The sequence below is a fragment of the Pseudomonas sp. LBUM1659 genome (assembly GCF_059716045.1).
Window position 1 is genome coordinate 636751 of the sequence record NZ_CP166797.1, and the last position, 22736, is coordinate 659486.

The 22736-nt window shown below is 58.3% G+C and carries 21 protein-coding genes; 11 read left to right on the forward strand and 10 right to left on the reverse strand.

All coding sequences use genetic code 11. From position 1 onward, the window contains the following. Window positions 1–330: 330 nt before the first annotated feature. Window positions 331–777: an azurin gene (azu, locus tag ACA048_RS02845; RefSeq protein ID WP_497627852.1), complete on the forward strand. Its 447-nt coding sequence runs from the start codon at window positions 331–333 to the stop codon at window positions 775–777. Between the two features lie 167 nt (window positions 778–944). Here azu and nadE read toward each other — a convergent pair whose 3' ends face one another. From nadE to ACA048_RS02860, 3 genes are all read right to left on the reverse strand, one after another. Continuing rightward, a complete protein-coding gene (gene nadE / locus ACA048_RS02850; RefSeq protein WP_497627853.1) occupies window positions 945–1772 on the reverse strand; it encodes an NAD(+) synthase in 828 nt (275 codons plus the stop codon). A gap of 4 nt (window positions 1773–1776) precedes the next feature. Continuing rightward, entirely contained in the window at window positions 1777–3003 is a 1227-nt protein-coding gene (pncB, locus tag ACA048_RS02855) for a nicotinate phosphoribosyltransferase (protein WP_497627854.1), read from the reverse strand. Between the two features lie 141 nt (window positions 3004–3144). After that, complete coding sequence (locus ACA048_RS02860) at window positions 3145–4056, reverse strand: LysR family transcriptional regulator (RefSeq protein WP_497627855.1); 912 nt, start codon at window positions 4054–4056, stop codon at window positions 3145–3147. Window positions 4057–4231: 175 nt separating this feature from the next. On the opposite strand from ACA048_RS02860, the gene amaB reads away from it, so the two are divergent. From amaB to ACA048_RS02905, 9 genes are all read left to right on the forward strand, one after another. Continuing rightward, window positions 4232–5722, forward strand: a complete 1491-nt coding sequence (gene amaB, locus ACA048_RS02865; RefSeq protein WP_497627856.1) for an L-piperidine-6-carboxylate dehydrogenase — start codon at window positions 4232–4234, stop codon at window positions 5720–5722. Between the two features lie 156 nt (window positions 5723–5878). Then, window positions 5879–7162, forward strand: coding sequence for an L-pipecolate oxidase (amaA, locus tag ACA048_RS02870; protein ID WP_497627857.1), 1284 nt, complete (start codon window positions 5879–5881; stop codon window positions 7160–7162). Window positions 7163–7526: 364 nt separating this feature from the next. Beyond that, window positions 7527–8660, forward strand: coding sequence for a branched-chain amino acid ABC transporter substrate-binding protein (locus tag ACA048_RS02875; RefSeq protein WP_497627858.1), 1134 nt, complete (start codon window positions 7527–7529; stop codon window positions 8658–8660). 172 nt (window positions 8661–8832) lie between these two features. Beyond that, on the forward strand, window positions 8833–9747 hold the full coding sequence (locus ACA048_RS02880) for an ABC transporter permease subunit (protein ID WP_054044085.1): 915 nt from the start codon (window positions 8833–8835) through the stop codon (window positions 9745–9747). 3 nt (window positions 9748–9750) lie between these two features. Continuing rightward, window positions 9751–11034: a high-affinity branched-chain amino acid ABC transporter permease LivM gene (livM, locus tag ACA048_RS02885; protein ID WP_497627859.1), complete on the forward strand. Its 1284-nt coding sequence runs from the start codon at window positions 9751–9753 to the stop codon at window positions 11032–11034. Then, complete coding sequence (locus ACA048_RS02890; RefSeq protein ID WP_497627860.1) at window positions 11031–11906, forward strand: ABC transporter ATP-binding protein; 876 nt, start codon at window positions 11031–11033, stop codon at window positions 11904–11906. Before livM ends, ACA048_RS02890 begins: the two co-directional genes overlap by 4 nt. Then, a complete protein-coding gene (locus ACA048_RS02895) occupies window positions 11903–12619 on the forward strand; it encodes an ABC transporter ATP-binding protein (RefSeq protein ID WP_140669686.1) in 717 nt (238 codons plus the stop codon). Before ACA048_RS02890 ends, ACA048_RS02895 begins: the two co-directional genes overlap by 4 nt. Before the next feature lie 365 nt (window positions 12620–12984). Further along, window positions 12985–13290, forward strand: coding sequence for an HdeA/HdeB family chaperone (locus ACA048_RS02900; protein WP_497627861.1), 306 nt, complete (start codon window positions 12985–12987; stop codon window positions 13288–13290). 935 nt (window positions 13291–14225) lie between these two features. Next, on the forward strand, window positions 14226–14993 hold the full coding sequence (locus ACA048_RS02905) for an SDR family oxidoreductase (protein WP_477802833.1): 768 nt from the start codon (window positions 14226–14228) through the stop codon (window positions 14991–14993). Window positions 14994–15112: 119 nt separating this feature from the next. Here the strand turns inward: ACA048_RS02905 and ACA048_RS02910 are convergent, their stop codons facing one another. From ACA048_RS02910 to ACA048_RS02940, 7 genes are all read right to left on the reverse strand, one after another. Then, complete coding sequence (locus ACA048_RS02910) at window positions 15113–16240, reverse strand: AGE family epimerase/isomerase (protein ID WP_497627862.1); 1128 nt, start codon at window positions 16238–16240, stop codon at window positions 15113–15115. A gap of 167 nt (window positions 16241–16407) precedes the next feature. Next, the gene (locus ACA048_RS02915; RefSeq protein ID WP_497627863.1) at window positions 16408–16980 is read right to left on the reverse strand and encodes a HupE/UreJ family protein; all 573 of its coding nucleotides are present in this window, start codon (window positions 16978–16980) and stop codon (window positions 16408–16410) included. Window positions 16981–17009: 29 nt separating this feature from the next. After that, window positions 17010–17624, reverse strand: coding sequence for an urease accessory protein UreG (gene ureG, locus ACA048_RS02920; protein ID WP_497627864.1), 615 nt, complete (start codon window positions 17622–17624; stop codon window positions 17010–17012). Between the two features lie 23 nt (window positions 17625–17647). Beyond that, window positions 17648–18322, reverse strand: a complete 675-nt coding sequence (locus ACA048_RS02925; protein WP_497627865.1) for an urease accessory protein UreF — start codon at window positions 18320–18322, stop codon at window positions 17648–17650. Further along, complete coding sequence (gene ureE, locus ACA048_RS02930) at window positions 18319–18819, reverse strand: urease accessory protein UreE (RefSeq protein WP_497627866.1); 501 nt, start codon at window positions 18817–18819, stop codon at window positions 18319–18321. Before ureE ends, ACA048_RS02925 begins: the two co-directional genes overlap by 4 nt. A gap of 170 nt (window positions 18820–18989) precedes the next feature. After that, complete coding sequence (locus ACA048_RS02935) at window positions 18990–19622, reverse strand: TetR family transcriptional regulator (RefSeq protein WP_497627867.1); 633 nt, start codon at window positions 19620–19622, stop codon at window positions 18990–18992. Between the two features lie 156 nt (window positions 19623–19778). Beyond that, complete coding sequence (locus ACA048_RS02940; protein WP_497627868.1) at window positions 19779–20249, reverse strand: hypothetical protein; 471 nt, start codon at window positions 20247–20249, stop codon at window positions 19779–19781. A gap of 386 nt (window positions 20250–20635) precedes the next feature. Between ACA048_RS02940 and ACA048_RS02945 the strand changes: the two genes are divergently transcribed. Next, complete coding sequence (locus ACA048_RS02945; RefSeq protein ID WP_497627869.1) at window positions 20636–22711, forward strand: AsmA family protein; 2076 nt, start codon at window positions 20636–20638, stop codon at window positions 22709–22711. Window positions 22712–22736 lie beyond the last annotated feature (25 nt).

The following is a 22736-nucleotide window of genomic DNA, read 5'->3' on the forward strand; positions in this document are numbered from 1 at the left end:
GTCAGGATGGCCACAGAGTAAAGGCAGGCGAGCGGCGCTCCAAGGTCTAAACTTCGCGTTCAGGTGTTTCGTAGGTGCCACTGGCGCCACAGGCATAAGCGGCGAGCAAACTGCGTAACAGGCTGTTAAAGGACATGACAGGCGCTCCAGATCAGGGATGACGGCCTGATGATAGGGCCAGGCCAGACGTCTGGCTGGTAGATTGTTTCGATAGGTGTCATAGGCCGAAAGTTGTATACAATTTTTGATTCAGGTCATAGGAACTTGCGAAGATTTCAGGCAGTCTTCTGTCCATTCGCACTTCTGTTAACCCTGCCTTGGAGATTCACCATGTTTGCCAAACTTGTTGCGATATCCCTGCTGACATTGGCCAGCAGCCAACTGATGGCTGCCGAATGCAAGGTCACTGTCGACTCCACCGATCAAATGTCCTTCAACACCAAGGCCATTGAAATCGACAAAAGCTGCAAGACGTTCACCGTTGAACTGACTCACTCCGGCAGCTTGCCGAAAAACGTCATGGGCCATAACTGGGTGCTGAGCAAAGAGGCTGACATGCAGCCGATTGCGACCGCTGGCCTGGCTGCTGGAATTGATAAGAACTACCTTCCTGAAGGTGATGCACGCATCATCGCGCACACCAAAATCATCGGTGCTGGCGAAAAGGATTCGGTGACCTTCGACGTGTCGAAGCTGGCAGCGGGCGAAAGCTACGGCTTCTTCTGCTCGTTCCCGGGCCACATCTCGATGATGAAAGGCACGGTTACCCTGAAGTAATAGAATCGTGCTCATAAAAAAAGCGTCCGCTGGGGACGCTTTTTTTGTGCCTGGCATTACACCGAGTCATCGTTCATCGCGGGCAAGCCTTGCTCCTACAGGGTTGGCGTCGTGAACCGTAGGAGCATGGCTTGCCAGCGATGGCGTCCGTAAGAACGCCACTTGAATCAAGGCGCAAACGGCATCACCCGCTTGTGATGAGTCTTCCTGTACGTGTCACAGATGATCTTGAACGCTTCTTCACGCACCGGCTCGCCGTGCAGAAACGCATCGATCTCGGCATAGGTCACGCCGTGTGACGCTTCGTCCGGTTTACCCGGCGACAGGTCTTCCAGATCGGCTGTAGGGATTTTTTCCACCAACGACTCCGGTGCACCGAAGCTGCGAGCGATATCCCGGACCTGGTTCTTCACCAGACCGCTCAATGGTGCCAGGTCGCAGGCGCCGTCACCGAATTTGGTGAAGAACCCCATCACTGCTTCCGCTGCGTGGTCAGTGCCAATCACCAGACCATGGGCGGCGCCCGCGATGGTGTACTGAGCGACCATGCGCATCCGCGCCTTGGTGTTGCCGAGCACGAAATCCACTGAAACCGCGTGCTTGCCTTCGAAGGCGGCGACTTCATTGGCCAGGGATTTGACCGCCGGGCCTATGTTCACGGTGTGACGCTCGTCCGGGGCAATGAAATCCACCGAGGCCTGAGCGTCGTGCTCATCGAACTGGGTCTCGTATGGCAGACGTACCGCGATGAACTTATAACTCTTGTCACCGGTGCGTTGGCGTATTTCGCGCATGGCGCGTTGGGCCAGCAGGCCAGCCGTCAGCGAGTCGACGCCACCGCTGATGCCCAGCACCAGGGTCTTGAGTCCGGAATTGACCAGGCAATCCTGAATGAAGCTGACTCGCCGAGCGACTTCTGCCTCAAGGGCGGCCTCGTCGGCAAACGGCGGTTGAACCTTGAGCTGCTCAGCAATCTCACGCTGTACGGCTTGCATGAATTCACTCCTTGCTAGGTGGGCTTGAAAGGGCGGCAGGTACTTTGAAAACGTGTCGCAAATAGGCGACAAAATTCGGGTCTTTGCAGTGAGTCTTGCCAGGCTCATCAGAAATTTTTGCGACGGGCTGGCCGTTGCAGGCCGTCATTTTAAGCACGATGTTCATCGGTTCGACACCCGCAATATCACACGTCAGGTTGGTGCCGATGCCAAAGCTGACATTGATTCGACCCCGCAGCGCCCGGAATACTTCCAGCGACTTGGGCAGTGTCAGGCTATTGGAGAACACCAGCGTCTTGCTCATCGGGTCGATGCCGAGCTTGTGGTAGTGGGCAATGGCTTTCTCGCCCCACAACACCGGGTCACCTGAATCGTGGCGCAGACCGTCGAAAAGCTTGGCAAAAAACAGATCGAAATCGCCGAGGAAGGCATCCGTGGTGATGCAGTCAGTCAGGGCGATCCCCAGCAGACCGCGGTACTCGCGCACCCAGCAGTCGAGCGCGGCGATTTGACTGTCGATCAGCCGTGGCCCCAGTTGCTGGTGGGCCATGATCCATTCGTGGGCCATGGTGCCCAGCGGTTTCATGTCCAGTTCTCGGGACAGGTGCACATTGCTGGTGCCGACGAAGCGTCCGGGGAAGTCATGCTTGAGCACGTTCACCACTTCTTCCTGCACGCGGTATGAAAAGCGACGGCGCGTGCCGAAATCGGCTACCTGCAAGTCGGACAATTCGTCGCTGCTGGCGTTGGCGGTCAGCCAGTCGAACTTGCGGTAAAGCTGTTCGCGCGCCTGTTCCAGGACGATTTCCCGGTAACGATAGCGGTTGCGCACTTCACTGATAATCGCCAGCAGCGGCACTTCGAACAGAATTACATGCAGCCACGGCCCACGCAGGCGGATGAACAGTTCGCCGTTTTCGATGGCGGTGTGGATGTAGCGCAAGTTGAAGCGAAACAGTCCGAGAAACCGCAGGAAATCCGGCTTCAGAAAACTGATGCGTTCCAGAAAACTTAGTTGATCGGCGCTCAGGCTCAACTCTGCCAGTCGCTCGATCTGGAAACGGATCTCCGCCAGATACGGGCGCAAATCTTCACTGTTGCGGCAACGAAACTCCCATTCGACTTCGACGTTCGGGTAGTTGTGCAGCACCGCCTGCATCATCGTCAGTTTGTAGAAGTCGGTGTCGAGCAGGTTCTGCACGATGCGATCGCCAAACACGCTCTCGCTCATAACGGGGTTCTCCGCATTGAATGGGGCTAGTGGCGCATATCACTGGTAAAGATTGCCAGCGATTTTTTGGACAACGCAGATTCCCTGTGGGAGCAAGCCCCCTCACCACAGGGCTCGATCCCACAGGGTTTGGGTGAGACTTTAGATTTGTGCCCCGTCCGGGCTGTCAATCTGCTCCAACATCCATTTCACAAAATCGCGCACCTTGGGCACTTCCGCCGAATGCTCGGGATACGCCAGGTAATAGGCATCCGTGCTCGGCATCGAGTGTTTCCAGGGGATGACCAGTTTGCCGTCGGCCAGTTCTTCTTCCACCAAAAACCTTGGCAGCAGCGCCACGCCGCAGCCGACCTGGGCGGCTCGGATGCACATGTAGAAGGTTTCAAAGCGCGGGCCGTGGTAGCTGTGTTCGGTGTGGTAGCCCTGACTGTCGAACCAGTCATGCCAGGCCTGGGGTCGCGAGGCGTTTTGCAGCAAGACCAGGTCGGTGAGTTGCGTAGGGTCGGTGAACGGCGTGTCCGGCAGGCTGCCCGGTGCGCAAACCGGCACCAGCTCTTCGCCGAATAGCTTCAAGCATTCGGTGCCGGGCCGTGAACCCTGGCCGAAATAGAACGCCAGATCGCTGCGACCTTGCAGTAAATCGTCGGCTTCCTGCTCGCTGCACAGGTCCAGATGGATCGACGGATGACGCAGGCGCCAGCCTTTCAGTCGGGGCACCAGCCAGCGCGCACCGAACGTCGGCGGGGTCGAGACGCGCAAGACTTCGGTTTCACCGCCGTAGGAACGCAGGTAATGGGTCGACATTTCGACCTGGGTGAGGATTTTTCGGACTTCCACCAGGTACAAATCACCGGCCGGGGTCATTTGCAGGCGTCGGCGCACGCGGCGGAACAACAAGTGCTGCAACAATTCTTCAAGTTGCGCGACCTGTTTACTGACGGCGCTCTGGGTCAGGTTCAGCTCTTCGGCGGCCCGGGTGAAGCTCAAATGCCGGGTCACGGCCTCGAAACACTGCAGTGCTGTGATCGACGGCAGGTAGCGTTTGTTCAGCATGGGTTGTCCTTTTTCTTGTTTCTTTCTTACCAGCAATTCGCAGCATGAATAAACGGAATGATATCTCTCTTAAAGGTCGTTTGTTGGGTAACCTCCGGGGAGCTAAAACTACAGGTCTGATCAGCCGTGACTATTCCGGCTGCACCCATTGTGTTTTTCGCTTGAGGAGTGACCCATGGTTGCCGCATTGCTTGATCGTCTTGGTGTAAACCCGGCCCAGTACCAAAACGGCAAAGTGCCGGTGCATTCGCCGATCGATGGCAGCCAGATCGCGGCCGTGAACTGGGAAGGCGCTGCTGAAGTCGAGCAGCACATCAGTCGTGCCGATCATGCGTTCGAACTGTGGCGCAAGGTCCCGGCGCCGCGTCGTGGCGAGCTGGTGCGCCAATTGGGCGACATCCTGCGCGAATACAAGGCCGACCTTGGCGAGTTGGTCTCCTGGGAAGCTGGCAAGATCACTCAGGAAGGCCTGGGCGAAGTTCAGGAAATGATCGACATCTGCGATTTCGCCGTCGGTCTGTCCCGCCAGCTGTATGGTCTGACCATCGCTTCCGAGCGTCCTGGCCACCACATGCGCGAAACCTGGCACCCGCTGGGCGTTGTCGGCGTCATCAGTGCGTTCAACTTCCCGGTTGCGGTCTGGGCCTGGAACACCACGCTGGCGCTGGTGTGCGGCAACCCGGTGATCTGGAAACCGTCCGAGAAAACGCCGCTGACTGCCCTGGCCTGCCAGGCGCTGTTCGATCGCGTTCTGAAAAACTTCAGCGATGCTCCGCCACACCTGAGCCAAGTGATCATCGGCGGCCGCGACGCCGGCGAAGCACTGGTCGATGACCCGCGTGTCGCGCTGATCAGCGCCACCGGAAGCACCCGCATGGGCCGCGAAGTGGCACCGAAAATTGCCGCGCGTTTCGCTCGCAGCATTCTGGAACTGGGCGGCAACAACGCGATGATCCTCGGCCCAAGCGCCGACCTCGACATGGCCGTTCGCGCTATTCTGTTCAGCGCCGTCGGCACTGCCGGTCAGCGCTGCACCACCCTGCGTCGCCTGATCGCGCACGAATCGGTGAAGGAAGAGATCGTCACCCGCCTGAAAACCGCTTATTCCAAAGTGCGCATCGGCCATCCGCTGGAAGGCAACTTGATTGGTCCGCTGATCGATAAACACAGCTTCGAAAACATGCAGGACGCGTTGGAGCAGGCCTTGAGCGAAGGCGGCCGAGTGTTCGGCGGCAAGCGCCAACTGGAAGAAAAATTCCCTAATGCTTACTACGTCGCACCGGCCATTGTTGAAATGCCGGAGCAGAGCGACGTGGTGTGCCACGAAACCTTCGCACCGATTCTGTACGTGATTGGTTACAAGGATTTCGACGAAGCTCTGCGCCTGAACAACGCCGTGCCACAAGGCCTGTCGTCCTGCATCTTCACCACCGATGTGCGTGAAGCCGAGCAATTCATGTCGGCGGTAGGCAGCGACTGCGGCATCGCCAACGTCAACATCGGCCCGAGCGGCGCAGAAATCGGTGGCGCGTTTGGTGGCGAGAAAGAAACCGGTGGTGGTCGTGAATCGGGCTCCGATGCGTGGCGCGGGTACATGCGTCGCCAGACCAATACCGTGAACTACTCGCTGGAGCTGCCGCTGGCTCAGGGCATTACCTTCGACTAAACCTCAAGTCGAACAGTGATTCCCTTGTAGGAGTGAGCCTGCTCGCGATAACGGTTTGTCAGTCACATAGATGTTGGATGTGCCGACGCTATCGCGAGCAGGCTCGCTCCCACAGTTATAAGTGTGTGTTGGTTCGGTTTCAGTTGGAGTCTGGCAATGCCGTTACGCGAAGAGTGTCTGTGGGAAAAACTGACGCCGCAAAGGCCCGACAACGCGGCGCTCAAGGGTGAAGTGACAGTCGATGTCTGCGTCGTCGGCGCCGGGTTCACCGGTTTGTCGGCGGCGGTGCATCTGCTGGAACAAGGTAAATCGGTGTGTGTACTGGAAGCTCATCGCGCCGGCCATGGTGGTTCGGGACGCAATGTCGGATTGGTCAACGCCGGCATGTGGATTGCTCCGGACGACATCGAAGCCGGATTCGGCGAAGCAGTGGGCAGCCAGCTCAATCGCATGCTCGGCGCGGCACCGTCCCTGGTGTTCAGCCTTGTGGACAAGTACAACATCGATTGCCAGTTACGCCGTGAAGGCACGTTGCACATGGCGCATAACGCCCGTGGCGAAGCGGATTTGCGCAGTCGTGAAGAACAATGGAAACGACGCGGAGCGCCGGTCGAGCTATTGACCGGGCAAGCCTGCGAGCAGGCGACGGGCACTAAAAAAATCGCCGCGGCCTTGCTCGATAGACGTGCCGGCACCCTCAATCCGATGGCCTATACCACCGGGCTGGCCAAAGCGGCCATCGGCCTGGGCGGCCAACTGTTCGATCATTCTCCGGTCACGCGGCTCGAACGTCAGGGTCAACGCTGGTCGGTGCAAACCGCTCAGGGCTCGGTCATGGCCGAGAAAGTCGTCATCGCATCCAACGCTTACACCGAAGGCGACTGGACCGAACTGCGGAAGAATTTTTTCCCCGGTTACTACTACCAAGTGGCTTCGGTCCCGCTGACCGAAGACGCCGCGCAACAGATTTTGCCCGGTGGCCAGGGTTCCTGGGACACCCGGCAGGTGCTCAGCAGTATTCGTCGCGACAAGGATGGGCGTCTGCTGCTCGGCAGTCTCGGTAATGGCAATCAGAAGCCGGCCTGGTTTCTGAAAGCATGGGCCGATCGCGTTCAGCAGCATTATTTCCCCTACCTTAAACCGGTCGAATGGGAATGCACCTGGACCGGTCGCATTGCCTTCACACCAGACCATTTGATGCGTCTGTTCGAACCAGCGCCCGGTTTAGTGGCCGTTACCGGTTACAACGGTCGTGGCGTGACGACGGGTACGGTAGTTGGCAAAGCCTTTGCCGATTATTTGTGTAACGGAAATCCTCAAGCACTGCCGATACCTTTTGCCCCCATGCAGCCATTGGCGGGGGTAGGGCTGCGTAGCTGTTTGTACGAGGCCGGGTTTTCGCTGTACCACGCAGGCCAGTGCTTGCGGATCGTTATTTGATTGTTGAAGTTTGTTGCCGGAAGCGGCGTTTTTCGGCGCAGCGTCTAGCCTGTGATGGTGCGGGTTGTAGCAGTCCCGCACCAGCAGTGTGCACTTCGGTGACGAACGGTGTTACAGGCTGGTTGCACGTCGTTTGACGCTGCGGTTGCAATGATGGCGCATGCGGGTTGCGCCTTTAAAAATAAATGGTTTTACCTTCAGCGGTTTAGACGGTTGCACGCCCAATGAAAATGGGATCGAAACAGTCGAAAAAACAATAAGGCAGCGACTTTTTTCAGAATAAAAAACCGATGGCACGGCCCTTGCTCTGAGCATTCAGAGAAATCGCAGTGCCAACTAAAAAAAAACCTTGGAGCACCACCTCATGTCCCAGACGTTTTACAAGAAAGGCTTTCTGGCCCTCGCAGTGGCAGCTGCGTTGGGTGTTTCTGCGTTTGCACAGGCTGATGTGAAAATCGGTGTGGCGGGTCCGATGACAGGTGCCAACGCGGCATTTGGCGAGCAGTACATGAAGGGTGCACAAGCTGCAGCCGACGCGATCAACGCATCGGGCGGCGTTAACGGGGAAAAAATCGTACTGGTGAAGGGCGATGACGCCTGCGAACCGAAACAGGCTGTGACGGTCGCCAAGGACCTGACCAACCAGAAAGTCGCCGGCGTGGTCGGTCACTTCTGCTCCTCCTCGACGATTCCGGCCTCCGAGATCTACGACGAAGCAGGCATCATCGTAATGACTCCAGGTTCCACCAACCCGGCCGTTACCGAGCGCGGTCTGAGCGCCATGTTCCGTATGTGCGGGCGTGACGACCAGCAAGGCATCGTGGCCGGCGACTACATTGTCGACGTGCTCAAAGGCAAGAAAGTCGCGGTCATCCACGATAAAGACACCTACGGCCAAGGTCTGGCAGATGCCACCAAGGCTCAGTTGATCAAGCGTGGCGTGACTCCGGTCATCTACGAAGGCCTGACCCGTGGCGAAAAAGACTTCAGCGCCCTGGTCACCAAAATTCGCGCTGCTGGCGCCGACGTCGTCTACTTCGGCGGTCTGCACCCGGAAGCCGGTCCATTGGTTAAACAACTGCGTACCGAAGGCCTGAAAGACGTGAAATTCATGTCCGATGACGGCATCGTGACTGACGAACTGGTGACCACCGCCGGTGGCGCGCAATACGTTGACGGCGTGCTGATGACCTTCGGCGCCGACCCACGCCTGCTGCCAGACAGCAAGACCGTGGTAGACGCTTTCCGCAAGGCCGGTACCGAGCCTGAAGGTTACACCCTCTATGCTTACGCAACAGTCCAGGCCTTGGCCGCTGGCTTCAATGGCGCCAAGTCCAACAAGGGCGAAGACGCTGCCAAATGGCTGAAAGCACACCCGGTCAAAACCGTAATGGGCGAGAAGACCTGGGACGCCAAGGGCGACCTGAAAGTCTCCGACTACGTGGTTTACGAGTGGGACAAGGACGGCAAATATCACCAACTGGAAAAACAGAAGTGATATGAACTGCTGATCTGCCCGGTGCCTGGTGCACCGGACAGATCAATCAACATGTCCGTGCAGTACCTGTCTTTTCTCGTAGAGCTGCACACAACCGTGTTGCGCCGGCGGCTGAACCCCGGTCCGTTGCAACCCGCTTCTGTGCAGTCTCTCAAATGCGTGAGATTGCGTTATGGATGGTATTTTCCTGCAGCAACTGGTCAACGGCCTGACCCTCGGGTCGGTCTATGGCCTGATCGCCATCGGCTACACAATGGTCTATGGCATCATCGGCATGATCAACTTCGCCCACGGCGAGGTTTACATGATTTCTGCTTACCTGGCGGCAATCAGTCTGGCTCTGCTGGCTTACTTCGGTATTGAATCCTTCCCTCTGCTGATGCTCGGCACACTGGTCTTCACCATCATCGTCACGGCGGTGTATGGCTGGGTTATCGAGCGCGTCGCCTACAAACCGCTGCGCAACTCCACCCGACTGGCACCGCTGATCAGCGCCATCGGTATTTCCCTGATTCTGCAAAACTATGCACAGATCGCCCAGGGCGCCCGTCAACAAGGCGTTCCGACACTGCTGACCGGTGCATGGCGCGTTGAAGTAGGCACTGGCTTCGTCCAGCTCACCTACACCAAGATCTTCATTCTGGTCGCCGCGTTTGTCGGGATGGGCCTGCTGACCTACGTCATCAAGTACACCAAGCTCGGCCGCATGTGCCGCGCGACCCAGCAAGACCGCAAGATGGCCTCGATCCTGGGGATCAACACCGACCGTGTGATTTCCTACGTGTTCATCATCGGTGCAGCGATGGCGGCCTTGGCCGGCGTGCTGATCACCATGAACTACGGCACGTTCGACTTCTATGCAGGTTTCGTCATCGGCATCAAAGCGTTCACCGCAGCGGTACTCGGCGGGATCGGCTCGCTGCCGGGAGCGATGCTTGGCGGGATCATTCTCGGGATTTCCGAGTCGCTGTTTTCAGGTCTGGTCAACTCGGACTACAAAGACGTCTTCAGCTTCTCGCTGCTCGTTCTCGTTCTGGTCTTTCGGCCTCAAGGCCTGCTCGGCCGTCCTCTTGTGTCGAAGGTGTAAGCGATGTCTTCAACCACTAAAAAAACCATTGATCTCAAAAGAAGCCTGGTTGACGCGATTCTTGCCGGCCTTGTCGCCCTGATTGTGTTCGGCCCGATTGTTGGCGTGGTCCTTGACGGCTACGGCTTCAACCTGGAACCGACCCGTGTGGCGTGGATTATCGCCGTCGTCATGGCGGGCCGCTTTGCTTTGAGCCTGTTCCTGCAAACACCCAAGGGTCTGAAAATTCTCGAAGGGTTTGAAACCACCGGCTCCGGGGTTCATGTACTGCCGCCCGATTACAAATCCCGGTTGCGATGGATCATCCCGCTGATGATCGTCATTGCCGTGGTGTTTCCGTTTTTCTCCAACTCCTACCTGCTGGGCGTGGTCATCCTCGGGTTGATCTACGTGCTGCTCGGTCTGGGGCTGAACATCGTGGTCGGCCTGGCCGGCCTGCTCGACCTGGGTTACGTGGCGTTCTACGCCATCGGCGCCTATGGCCTGGCACTCGGTTACCAATACCTCGGCCTGGGCTTCTGGACGGTGCTGCCGCTGGCGGCGATCACTGCCGGGCTTGCCGGTTGCATCCTCGGCTTCCCCGTGTTGCGTCTGCACGGTGACTACCTGGCGATCGTGACCCTGGGTTTCGGTGAAATCATCCGTTTGATCCTCAACAACTGGTTGTCGCTGACCGGTGGCCCGAACGGCATGCCGGCTCCGCTGCCAACGTTCTTCGGCCTGGAGTTCGGCAAACGAGCGAAAGACGGTGGCATACCGTTCCACGAGTTCTTCGGCATCGCCTATAACCCCGACGTGAAGTACTACTTCATCTACGCGGTGTTGTTCCTGGTTGTGCTGGCCGTGTTGTACATCAAGCACCGCTTGACCCGTATGCCTGTCGGTCGCGCCTGGGAAGCCCTGCGTGAAGACGAAATCGCCTGCCGCTCCATGGGCCTGAACCACGTGTTGGTGAAGCTCTCGGCGTTCACCATCGGCGCATCCACGGCGGGTCTGGCCGGCGTGTTCTTCGCCACCTACCAGGGCTTCGTCAACCCGACCTCGTTTACCTTTTTCGAATCGGCCCTGATCCTCGCCATCGTGGTACTCGGTGGCATGGGTTCGACCATCGGCGTGGTGATTGCAGCCTTCGTGCTGACCGTCGCCCCGGAACTGCTGCGTGGCTTCGCGGAATACCGCGTGCTGCTGTTCGGCATCCTGATGGTGTTGATGATGATCTGGCGACCGCGCGGCCTGATTCGGATCAGCCGTACCGGTGTGACCCCGCGTAAAGGAGTAGCGCCATGAGCGAAGTCGTACTCTCGGTCGAGAAGCTGATGATGCACTTTGGCGGCATCAAGGCACTGAGCGATGTCAGTCTCAAGGTGCACCGCAACTCGATCTTCGCCCTGATCGGCCCCAACGGCGCCGGCAAAACCACCGTGTTCAACTGCCTGACCGGGTTCTACAAGGCCTCCGGCGGCAAAATCGAACTCAACGTGCGTGGCGAGAAAACCAACGTCATCAAGCTGTTGGGCGAATCGTTCAAACCGACCGATTTCGTCTCGCCTAAATCCTTCGCCAGTCGGCTGTTCTACAAAGCGTTCGGCGGCACCCACCTGGTGAACCGTGCCGGGCTGGCGCGGACTTTCCAGAACATTCGCCTGTTCAAGGAAATGTCGGTGCTGGAAAACCTGCTGGTGGCCCAACACATGTGGGTCAACCGCAGCATGCTGGCGGGTATCCTCAATACCAAGGGCTATCGCAAGGCTGAAAGCGATGCACTGGACCACGCCTTCTACTGGCTGGAAGTGGTGGACCTGGTGGATTGCGCTAACCGCTTGGCCGGTGAACTGTCCTATGGCCAACAACGCCGTCTGGAAATCGCCCGGGCCATGTGCACTCGTCCGCAGATAATCTGCCTCGACGAACCGGCCGCCGGCCTCAACCCTCAGGAAACCGAAGCGCTGAGCGCGATGATCCGGCTGCTGCGTGACGAGCACGATCTGACCGTGGTGCTGATCGAACACGACATGGGCATGGTGATGAGTATTTCCGACCACATCGTGGTGCTGGACCACGGCATCGTCATCGCCGAGGGCGGCCCCGACGCGATCCGCAACGACCCGAAAGTGATTGCGGCCTACCTGGGCGCTGATGAAGAGGAAGTGGCGTTATGAGTCAACCGATCCTCGAACTCAAGGACCTGGATGTGTTCTACGGGCCGATTCAGGCCCTGAAGAAGGTCTCGCTGCACATCAATGAAGGTGAAACAGTCAGCCTGATCGGCTCAAACGGCGCCGGCAAGTCGACCCTGCTGATGTCGATCTTCGGCCAGCCGCGCGCGGCGGACGGGCAAATCATCTATCAGGGCGTGGACATCACTCACAAATCGTCCCACTACATCGCCTCCAACGGCATCGCGCAATCGCCGGAAGGTCGGCGGGTGTTCCCCGACATGACCGTCGAGGAAAACCTGCTGATGGGCACCATCCCGATCGGTGACAAGTACGCCAAGGAAGACATGCAACGCATGTTCGAGCTGTTCCCGCGACTTGAAGAGCGGCGCAATCAGCGGGCGATGACCATGTCCGGCGGCGAGCAGCAAATGCTCGCCATCGCCCGTGCGTTGATGAGCCGGCCGAAACTGCTGTTGCTCGACGAGCCGAGCCTGGGGTTGGCGCCGATTGTGGTGAAACAGATCTTCTCGACCTTGCGGGAACTGGCGAAAACCGGCATGACCATCTTCCTGGTCGAGCAGAACGCCAACCACGCGCTCAAGCTGTCGGATCGGGCGTATGTGATGGTCAACGGCGAGATTCGCCTCACAGGCACCGGCAAGGAGCTGCTGGTGAACGAAGAAGTGCGTAACGCTTATCTCGGCGGTCATTGAGTCTGCGTTGTTAAACAAAAGCCCCGGCGCGCAATCGCCGGGGTTTTTTTATGTGGAAAGAGAAGTATCGGTTGAATTTCAAGTGTTCAGGCGCTGGTCCGCGCAAATTTGATATCAGAAAGTTAAATTATAAATTGGCTCTAATTCACTGTAAAAAGTTCAGTCTTAATTGCAGCCGCTATTGGTTATTGTAGGTGCCATAGTTATGTACTAAAAATAGACTTGACACTGCGGGAAAGCGTCTATACTTACCCGGCGTGTGCTTGTAATAACGCTACTCTTAAGTTCTGTTTCTAGCGCAAATCAATGCATGATATGGCCTCTTATATAGAGAGGTGTTATCCAAGACTGTGGAGACGCTTAAAATGACTCATAAGTTTTTTTGCAAAATGGCCCTTGCTGGCGTGATGCTCGCATCCGTCAGCGGTGTTTATGCCGCGTCGGCTGATCCCGATGATATGACGTGCAAGGAGTTCCTTGTAACGCCTCCGCTATCCCAGGCCACAATCGCACTTTGGTATTCAGTCGACGAAAATATCAATTCAAACGGGGGGTCGTTCACTAAAGAAAAACTTAAAACTGAAATTCTTCCTGAATATGTAAAGCGGTGTACAAAGAACCCCGAGAAAAAAGCTTCCAGTTTTACAGAGGAAATAAAGAAACTGTTCTGAATGATGTCGTCATGAACCTAGGGCGCTTGTCGGTGTTTTATGCCGGCGAGCGTTATTACCGTTTTGTGAGTCCGGTTAGTTTGACGGACAGAGTTGGTTGAACATTTTCGCTGGCCTGGTTCTCAAGAACCGATGCTGGCCAGCGATATCCCCCACAAAGCCATCGTCATCCCGGATGTAATCAGGATGGCGGATGTAAATCGCCTCCTGATCGATTCCCAATTCATCACCATTCCCTGTGGGGCAAACCGACTCGCTCAGGGGGGGCATGTGCTTTCTTGAAATTGTGGAAAACAATATTCACAAGCTCTGAAAGCGCGACATAAAGCCGCTGTAAATAGTTGTTTTGTCACTGTTTTGACTTGTCCCCGTTTGCTGTGGAGCTGGCTGTGAATAACGTGGGAGTAGCTGGCTGGACGCCTTTAATTACGTGGCTTGTAGCGATGTGGTTGTTTTTTGATCAGTCGTTTTTACGAGGCTGGAGGACGGCGTTGTCAACCTTTTTATTGGCGATTAAAGCAGGGTGATAGGGGCGCTAACGGCCTGTGGATAAGTCTGTGGTTAAACTCTGGAAAGACTTGGCTAAGGGCCGTCGTTACTGGCTTGGCGCCATCGCTGGTTTGCAGGTTCAATCGTGCAAAATGCCTTGGGCTACACCGCGCGCCTGCCAGGGTCAAGCGAAAAACTTTATGAACTCCCCGCAAAGCCCTGTACACAGTGGCCTCCAGCATTTCCACTTGCCCCCGGAAACTGTGGACCGGCCTGTGGATAACGTGCGCGTACATGGCTGCAAGCCACGGTGCGTATGGTGCTAACAGGGTTGGTTGTTTTTTGCACAGTTCTTGTGATAGTTGCCGCTGTGAGCAAGGCCGGGCATGCTGCCAGCTGACTTTCTATTCCAAGGGCTGCCCGTCAGCCGAAGCAAGGAGAACACGATGTCCAACACCCTGTTTATTACCGGCGCGACCTCCGGTTTTGGTGAAGCCTGTGCCCGCCGTTTTGCCGAGGCTGGCTGGAAACTGGTGCTGACAGGCCGTCGTGAAGAGCGCCTTACTGCCCTGTGTGCCGAGTTGTCGAAGCAGACCGAGGTGCATGGCCTGGTGCTCGACGTGCGTGATCGCAAAGCCATGGAGGAAGCGATTGCCAACCTGCCGCCGTCCTTCGCCAAACTGCGTGGGCTGATCAACAACGCCGGCCTGGCGCTCGGCGTGGACCCCGCACCGAAGTGCGATCTCGACGATTGGGACACCATGGTCGATACCAACATCAAAGGCCTGATGTACAGCACCCGTCTGCTGCTGCCGCGTCTGATTGCCCATGGCCGTGGTGCCGGCATCGTCAACCTCGGCTCTATCGCCGGCAACTATCCGTACCCGGGCAGCCATGTGTATGGCGCTAGCAAGGCATTCGTTAAACAGTTTTCGCTGAACCTGCGTTGCGACCTGCAAGGCACAGGCGTGCGTGTCAGCAACATCGAGCCGGGCCTGTGTGAGAGTGAGTTCTCGCTGGTGCGTTTCGCCGGAGACCAGGAGCGTTACAACGCGACGTATGCGGGGGCCGAGCCGATCCAGCCGCAAGATATCGCCGAGACTATTTTCTGGGTACTGAATGCGCCGGCGCACATCAACATCAACAGCCTGGAACTGATGCCGGTGAGTCAGACTTGGGCTGGTTTTTCTATTGAGCGTAATGCCAAGGCGTAAGACCGCGTAACGGCTATCGCGGGCAAGCCCGGCTCCTACAGGATTTGAGTTGAGTGGCCATTTTGCGAACGCCACAAACCCTGTGGGAGCCGGGCTTGCCCGCGATAGCAATCTGTCAGTCAGCGCAGATAGTCGACCAACCCGCGATAGCAGGTTGCCAGGTGATATGGCGTCGTCGACGGCATGTCCTTGCGGCTCACTTCGCCTTGTTCATCGCGACACTCATACCAGCCGCCCGTATGCAGAAAGCGCTGTTGCAGCGCCTCCAACTGGCGCTGCACAGAGGCCTCGCTGTCCGGTCGCAAGGTCAGGGCGCGCAAGTATTCAGCCTGAGCCCAGATGCGCTGGGTGGCATCCTTTGCAGAGCCATCCAGATCAAGCATCGCCGCAACCGCACCGGTTTGGGGATCAACACCCCGTTTCTCGGTAATGGCAAATGCACGCTCAAGCGAAGCATGCAGTGTGGAATCGCGCAGCAACGGCGAGGACTCCAGCAGGAAATACCACTCGAACTGATGCCCCGGTTCAAACCAGTTATCCACAGCTCCCAGCGGCTTCTCCATCAACACGCTCTGTTGCGGGTCGATGAAGCGCTTCTGCATGGCTGTGCATAACTCAACGAGCGCGCGCTGCACGGCGATGTCTTCGCGCACCGACAGGGTGGCGAGGAAGGCTTCGGCCAAGTGCATAAGGGGATTTTGCAGCGCCCCGGAGTTGAGCGAAGACCAGTCTCGGTCGAGGCTGGCTTCGTACAGGCCGTCGCCTGTCGCGAAACGCTGAGCGATCACTTCCAGCGCCGCATTGAGCACCGATTCCACCAACGGCTCGCGCACCTTGTCCCAGTAATGGGCGCAGGCGAACAGGATGAACGCGTGGGTGTAGAGGTCTTTACGCTGATCGAGCGGTGCGCCGTGCGGGTCGATGCTGTAGAACCAGCCGCCATGTTCGGCATCGTGGAAATGTTGCTGCAGGGACCGGAATAGCGCAGCAGCCCGCTCTTCGGCAGCCGGAACCTGGCCGATCAGGCTGGAGAACACATACAGCTGCCGCGCACAGGCCATGGCACGGTAGCGTTGGGGGGCCAGCGGTTGATGTTCCGCGTCCAGTGCTTCATACGGCAGTGCCATGTCAGCATTCCATCCGGGTCCTTGCCAGAGCGGCACGATCACGTCCCGGAAATGCTGTTGCACCGAGGCGAACAGGGCGGTCAATTCAGGCAGGGAGGCGGAGCGGGAAACAGGCGGCATTGGCTGGCGTCGTCACGGCAGGGTTGATTGCGCGACATGTTAGCAGGCCTGAGAGATGCGGTGTCTGTCAGGCCGCCATCGCGAGCAAGCTCGGCTCCCACAGGAGTACGCATTCCACTGTGGGAGCCGAGCTTGCTCGCGATGAGGCCATCACAGGCGATAAAAAATCAGCCCGCCAACAACCACACGCCAGTCGCCGCCGACGCCGCACCCGCCAGCCGAACCAACGGTGCAGCGGCTTGAGGCAGTACGCGAACCACCGCGTATCCCGCCGCATGCAATGCTGCCGTCGCCGCCACAAACCCGGCCGCATATACCCAAGGGCTCGACATCTGCGGCAATTCCAACCCGTGCGCCACACCATGGAACAGTGCAAAAAGCGCCGTCGCCCCAATCGCCACGCTCAACGGCGGACGCACCGCCAGCGCCACCGCCAGGCCCAGCGCCAGCACCGACGAGGCAATCGCGCCTTCCAGTGCCGGCAGGTTCAGCCCTTCAAACCCCAGTAACCCGCCCATCAGCATCGTGCCGACGAACGTGCATGGCAGCGCCCAGCGCGCTGCACCTTTTTGCTGTGCCGCCCACAGGCCGACCGCAATCATCGCCAGCACGTGATCGAGGCCGCCAATCGGGTGGCTGATGCCGGCGATCAAGCCGTTGTCGCCATGACCCGGATGGGCGAAGGCGATGGCCGGGGTCAGCAGCAGGGCCACGGCGCCCAGAATGCGTTTCAGTGTCATGGGTAAGCTTCCTTGTTGATAAGTCGTGATCAGGCCGCTGTCAGCAGGCCCTGGCATTCGATGAAGGCGATGATTTCCTCAAGTCCGAGACCGGTTTTCTGGTTACTGAAGACAAACGGTTTGCCGTTGCGCATGCGTTTGGTGTCGCTGTCCATCATCTCCAGCGACGCCCCCACCAGCGGTGCGAGGTCGATTTTGTTGATCACCAGCAAATCGGATTTGCAGATACCGGGCCCGCCCTTGCGCGGCAGTTTGTCGCCGGCCGAAACGTCGATCACGTAGATGGTCAGGTCGGATAATTCCGGGCTGAACGTTGCTGACAGATTGTCGCCACCGGACTCCACCAGAATCAGGTCCAGCCCCGGAAAGCGGCGGTTCAGTTGATCCACGGCTTCGAGGTTGATCGAGGCGTCTTCGCGGATCGCCGTGTGCGGGCAACCGCCGGTTTCCACACCGATGATTCGCTCGGGCGCCAGGGCCTCGTTGCGCACCAGAAAGTCGGCGTCTTCGCGGGTGTAGATGTCGTTGGTGACGACGGCAAGGTTGTAACGCTCGCGCAGGGCCAGGCACAGGGCCAACGTCAGAGCGGTTTTACCGGAACCGACCGGGCCGCCGATGCCGACGCGCAGGGGTTGTGTGTTCATGTGGTTCTCCAAATTTAAAGGCCCTAGGAACGGAACAGGCGGCTGTACTGGCGCTCATGGGCCATGCACGCCAGGGACAGGCCAAACGCGGCGCTGCCATAGTGTTCGGGGTTGATTCGGGTGGCGTCCTGCTGGGCTTGTTGCAATAGCGGCAGCAGTTCGCTGGTCAGGCGCTGAGCGGCTTGCTGGCCCAGCGGCAAGGTTTTCATCAGCACCGCCAATTGGTTTTCCAGCCAGCTCCAGAGCCACGCGGCCAACGCATCCTGCGGACTGATCCCCCAAGCCCGGGCGGCCAGCGCCCAGCCGAGGGCCAGGTGCGGTTCGGGGCGTTGTTCGAGGAAGGCGCGGGCGGGCGCATCCAGCTCCGGTAAGCCGTTGAGCAGCTGCTGCAACGAATAGCCCATCTGCCGGCTTTCCTGATGCAGCTCGCGAGTTTCCCGACTGGCGCGATGTTCTTCGCAGCGTTGCAGCAACTCGTCCCAGTTTTCATCAAAGGCGGCCATGCAATGGGCGAGCAGCAGCGGCGCCTCGAACCGTGCCAGGTTCAGCAGCAGCTGATCGCTGATCCAGCGTCGTACGCTGTCCGAATCGCACACCCGACCGTTATCCACGGCCATTTCCAGGCCTTGGGAATAGCTGTAGCCGCCAATCGGCAGTTGCGGGCTGGCCAGACGCAGCAGCGCCCAGGCCGGGTTCATGGACGGACGCCGAACTGATGCAGTTTCGGCGGGTAGTTGAAGTCTTCGTCGCCGTGCCGCGAATGATGATGGCCGCCACCATAAGCACCGTGTTCCGGCTGAAACGGGGCTTCGATGTTTTCGACCTTGGCTTCCAGCTGTTCGAGCATGGCTTTAAGTACGTAATCGTCGAGCAGGCGCAACCAGCCATCACCGATCTGCAGGGCGACATGACGGTTGCCAAGGTGATACGCGGCACGTGTCAGCTCGAAGGCATTGGCGCAGGTAACGTGTAGCAGTTGTTCGGGGCGGGCGCAGACGCGCACGATGCGTCCGTCTTCGGCTTGCAGGCATTCGCCGTCATACAGAGGCGGCTGACCGCGCTCCAAAAACAACCCGACGTCTTCACCTTCGGCACTGAAACAGCGCAAACGGCTTTTACTCCGGGCTTCGAAGGTCAGGAGCAATTCGGCGGCCCAGACGGGTTGAGGGTTGATTCTGCGATGAATCACCAGCATCGGAAGGCTTCCAGCAATGGACAATGCTCAGGCTAGAGCAAGGGGCTTGCCAATCGGGCGATACGTAGGAAATACCTGTCGGAGCTTAGTGGGGGGGGCCGGGTGTTGCAGGATTTTGGATCATGTTGGTGCATGTGGCGTTTTCGTGCACCAATGTGGGAGGTGTGGATTTACTCAGTGCTGCCGAGTCCTTGCCAGTGTTTGAGGCCGATAAAGATGAAGCGCAACTGCTGAGTGATCTTCGCCTGAGGCGTCAAATGCTCGGGCAGCGCCTCGGCCGGCGGATCGATAATGTCCGGCAAGGTCGCGAAAACACTTTTAACGATCAGATCAGCCATCACGCTCAAACCAGCGATGTTGAGATGCTGAAGCTTTGGCATCAAGGACAAGTCAGCCGCCAAATCCGAGCTGATGTCTTCACGCAACCGCCCAATCGCCAATCGCACCGGCAGCGATCCGCCGTACTGTTCGCGGGCAAGAAACAGAAACTGCGAGCGATTGGCGCTGACCACGTCGAGAAAGATCCGCACCGACGCATCAATAATGCCGCCCATGACGAATTCGTTGTGGCGCACCAGGCGAATGGTTTCGCGGAAGGTCTGACCGACTTCGCTCACCAGCACCAGGCCCAGTTCATCCATATCGGCGAAATGTCGGTAGAAACCGGTGGGCACGATGCCGGCGGTTTTCGCCACTTCGCGCAGGCTGAGGCTACCGAATCCTCGGCCGCATTCCATCAGATGGCGAGCAGCGTCCATCAGGGCGTTGCGGGTTTGTTGTTTCTGTTCGGCGCGGGGCAGCATCGCAAGGGTGTTTTCTGGACAGGACAGCGGCGCACTCTAGCAAATCGGCTTCGCTGGCGTCGAACGACTATCGGGGATCAGGCGGAGAAACGCAGTTCTCTATAAATCAAAAGCCCAATCCGGGGATTGGGCTTTTTTTCAGGGCGGCCATAGGGCTTAGCTCGTAGCGCTGTTGCGTTCGATCACACGGTCACCACCGCCTTCGGCAAGGGTTTGACCTTGTGGGGTGCGATCGGAACCACCTTCAGCCAGAGTTTGACCTTGTGGGGTGCGATCGGAACCACCTTCAGCCAGAGTTTGGCCTTGTGGAGTGCGATCAGAACCGCCTTCAGCCAGCGTTTGGCCTTGTGGAGTGCGATCGGAACCACCTTCAGCCAGCGTTTGGCCTTGTGGAGTGCGATCGGAACCACCTTCAGCCAGAGTTTGGCCTTGTGGAGTGCGATCAGAACCGCCTTCGGCAAGCGTCTGACCTTGTGGAGTGCGGTCGGCACCATCTGCAGCGACGGTTTGGCTGAACGCCGAGTGGCTGTCTTTGACTTGCGGAGCGGCCTGGTCAGGGGCTGGCAGAGCGAAAGCAGTGCTGGCTAGCATTGAGAGGGTCAGGCTAAGCAGTAGTTGGCGTTTCATGATGGGTTGCTCCTTGGGAGGGCGATCAAGTGGGTACGAGGGCAATGCTACTCTCGATAAGTCGATATGAAAGTTCATAAACGCAATGGTAATAATCAACAGAATTGATTGTTCTGCAGAAGGGCTCTAAAACGGGCGTTTTCGGCGAGTTTTTTTGCGCTGGAGTGGGTGGTTTCGACCCACTCGTGCCGCACAAAAATGCGGTCGGTAACGCTGTCTGGCGTGAGCACGGTGACCCTGATCGATTATTTGAACGTTAATGGGCTGTTCGGTTAAACCTGCGCGCTTTTTCCCAGTCCTAGGTGTCATGGCAGGTCGGTTCTGGCCTGACGTTTCACACGTGCGTCGCGGTCAGGGCGCGCAGTCGTATTCAGGAGTCCTGTGCAATGACGCGCACCCCCAAGATTTTTGCCTGGGCCTTTGCCAGCCTGGTTGTTCTGCTGGCGATACTCGTTTTGATCATCGTGTTTTTCGACTGGAACCGGATCAAACCCACAATCAACACCAAAGTCTCCGAAGAGCTGCACCGTCCGTTCGCCATCAATGGCAACCTCGCGGTGGTCTGGCAGCGCGAGCCTGACGAGGGTGGCTGGCGGGCCTGGGTACCGTGGCCGCACGTGGTGGCCGAAGACTTGAGCCTGGGCAACCCGGACTGGTTGAAGCAACCGCAGATGGTCACCCTCAAACGCGTAGAGCTGCGAATTTCGCCGCTGGCCTTGTTGGCTCAGCGGGTGGTGATCCCGCGCATCGACCTGACCGAACCGAACGCCGACCTTCAGCGTCTGGCTGATGGCCGCGCCAACTGGACGTTCAAATTCGATCCGAAAGACCCCGACGCCGAGCCGTCGAACTGGGTGGTCGACATTGGCGCCATTGGCTTCGACAAGGGCCATGTCACTCTTGACGATCAGCACCTGAAGACTCAGCTCGACGTACTCATCGACCCGCTGGGCAAACCGATTCCGTTCAGCGACATCGTCGGTGAAAAAGCGGCGAAAACCACGCTTGAAAAGGGTGGCACGCCGCAGGATTACGCCTTCGCCCTCAAGGTCAAAGGCCAATACCATGCGCAGAAACTCGAAGGCTCCGGCAAGATTGGTGGGTTGTTGGCGCTGCAAGACGCGGCCAAGCCGTTTCCGCTGCAGGCTCAGGTCAATATTGCCGACACCCGCATAGAGCTGGCCGGCACCCTGACCGATCCCCTGAACCTTGGCGCGCTGGACTTGAGGCTGAAACTGGCCGGCACCAGCCTGAGCCATCTCTATCCGCTGACCGGTGTAATACTGCCGGATACATCGCCATACGCAACCGACGGGCACCTGATTGCCAAGCTGCATGAGCCTGGTGGAGCGGTGTTCCGCTATGAAGCGTTCAACGGCAAGATTGGCGAGAGTGACATTCACGGCAGCCTGACTTACGTCGCCAGTCAGCCAAGGCCGAAACTCAGTGGTTCATTGCTCTGCGACCAACTGTTGTTCGCCGACCTGGCGCCGCTGATTGGCGCCGACTCCAATGCCAGGCAACAGGCCCGTGGCGGCGACAGCAAGCAGCCGCCGGACAAAGTGTTGCCGGTCGAGGAGTTCAAGACTGAACGCTGGCGTGACATGGACGCCGACGTCGAATTCACTGGCAAGCGCATCGTCCACAGCGAAAAACTGCCGATCAACGACCTCTTTACGCACCTGATACTTAACGACGGCGTGCTCAGTCTCGAGCCGCTGCGCTTTGGCGTGGCGGGCGGCAATCTGGAGGCGCAGATTCGCTTGAATGGCCGTACCGAACCACTGCTAGGCCAGGCCAAACTCACCGCGCGCAGATTCAAGCTCAAGCAACTGTTCCCGACCTTCGAACCGATGAAAACCAGCTTCGGCGAGCTCAATGGTGATGCCGATATTTCGGGGCGCGGCAACTCGGTGGCCAAGCTGTTGGGCAGCGCCAATGGCACTCTGAAAATGCTCATCAACGACGGCGCGATCAGCCGCGAGTTGATGGAACTGGCCGGGCTGAATGTCGGTAACTATGTGGTCGGCAAAATCTTTGGCGACAAGGAAGTGAAGATCAATTGTGCGGCGGCCGACTTCGACATCAAGACCGGGCTGGCGACCACGCGCCTGTTCGTCTTCGATACTGAGAACGCGATCGTCTACATCGATGGCACCGTGAACATGGCGACCGAACAACTGGACCTGACCATTACGCCGGAGTCGAAAGGCTGGCGTTTGATTTCGCTGCGCTCGCCACTGTACGTGCGGGGCAAGTTCATCAAGCCGGATGCCGGTGTGAAAGCCGTGCCGCTGATGCTGCGCGGGGCGGGGATGGTGGCGTTGGGTGTGATTGCGGCGCCAGCGGCGGGGTTGCTGGCGTTGGTGGCGCCCAGTGGTGGTGAGCCGAATCAGTGTGCGCCGTTGCTGGAGCAGATGAAGGCTGGGAAGGCGCCGGTGACGGTCAAGCCCACCAAGTAAATTACGGCGTCTGTACTGACGCCAT

Bases quoted from the DNA above. Each gene is read 5' to 3' on its own strand.
- ACA048_RS02900 (WP_497627861.1), top strand. From the start codon at position 12,985: ATGACTCATAAGTTTTTTTGCAAAATGGCCCTTGCTGGCGTGATGCTC.
- azu (WP_497627852.1), top strand. From the start codon at position 331: ATGTTTGCCAAACTTGTTGCGATATCCCTGCTGACATTGGCCAGCAGC.
- livM (WP_497627859.1), top strand. From the start codon at position 9,751: ATGTCTTCAACCACTAAAAAAACCATTGATCTCAAAAGAAGCCTGGTT.
- nadE (WP_497627853.1), bottom strand. From the start codon at position 1,772: ATGCAAGCCGTACAGCGTGAGATTGCTGAGCAGCTCAAGGTTCAACCG.
- ACA048_RS02860 (WP_497627855.1), bottom strand. From the start codon at position 4,056: ATGCTGAACAAACGCTACCTGCCGTCGATCACAGCACTGCAGTGTTTC.
- ureG (WP_497627864.1), bottom strand. From the start codon at position 17,624: ATGAACACACAACCCCTGCGCGTCGGCATCGGCGGCCCGGTCGGTTCC.
- ACA048_RS02875 (WP_497627858.1), top strand. From the start codon at position 7,527: ATGTCCCAGACGTTTTACAAGAAAGGCTTTCTGGCCCTCGCAGTGGCA.
- pncB (WP_497627854.1), bottom strand. From the start codon at position 3,003: ATGAGCGAGAGCGTGTTTGGCGATCGCATCGTGCAGAACCTGCTCGAC.
- ACA048_RS02935 (WP_497627867.1), bottom strand. From the start codon at position 19,622: ATGCTGCCCCGCGCCGAACAGAAACAACAAACCCGCAACGCCCTGATG.
- amaB (WP_497627856.1), top strand. From the start codon at position 4,232: ATGGTTGCCGCATTGCTTGATCGTCTTGGTGTAAACCCGGCCCAGTAC.
- ACA048_RS02915 (WP_497627863.1), bottom strand. From the start codon at position 16,980: ATGACACTGAAACGCATTCTGGGCGCCGTGGCCCTGCTGCTGACCCCG.
- ACA048_RS02895 (WP_140669686.1), top strand. From the start codon at position 11,903: ATGAGTCAACCGATCCTCGAACTCAAGGACCTGGATGTGTTCTACGGG.
- ACA048_RS02940 (WP_497627868.1), bottom strand. From the start codon at position 20,249: ATGAAACGCCAACTACTGCTTAGCCTGACCCTCTCAATGCTAGCCAGC.
- ACA048_RS02910 (WP_497627862.1), bottom strand. From the start codon at position 16,240: ATGCCGCCTGTTTCCCGCTCCGCCTCCCTGCCTGAATTGACCGCCCTG.
- ACA048_RS02925 (WP_497627865.1), bottom strand. From the start codon at position 18,322: ATGAACCCGGCCTGGGCGCTGCTGCGTCTGGCCAGCCCGCAACTGCCG.
- ACA048_RS02880 (WP_054044085.1), top strand. From the start codon at position 8,833: ATGGATGGTATTTTCCTGCAGCAACTGGTCAACGGCCTGACCCTCGGG.
- ACA048_RS02945 (WP_497627869.1), top strand. From the start codon at position 20,636: ATGACGCGCACCCCCAAGATTTTTGCCTGGGCCTTTGCCAGCCTGGTT.
- ACA048_RS02905 (WP_477802833.1), top strand. From the start codon at position 14,226: ATGTCCAACACCCTGTTTATTACCGGCGCGACCTCCGGTTTTGGTGAA.
- ACA048_RS02890 (WP_497627860.1), top strand. From the start codon at position 11,031: ATGAGCGAAGTCGTACTCTCGGTCGAGAAGCTGATGATGCACTTTGGC.
- amaA (WP_497627857.1), top strand. From the start codon at position 5,879: ATGCCGTTACGCGAAGAGTGTCTGTGGGAAAAACTGACGCCGCAAAGG.
- ureE (WP_497627866.1), bottom strand. From the start codon at position 18,819: ATGCTGGTGATTCATCGCAGAATCAACCCTCAACCCGTCTGGGCCGCC.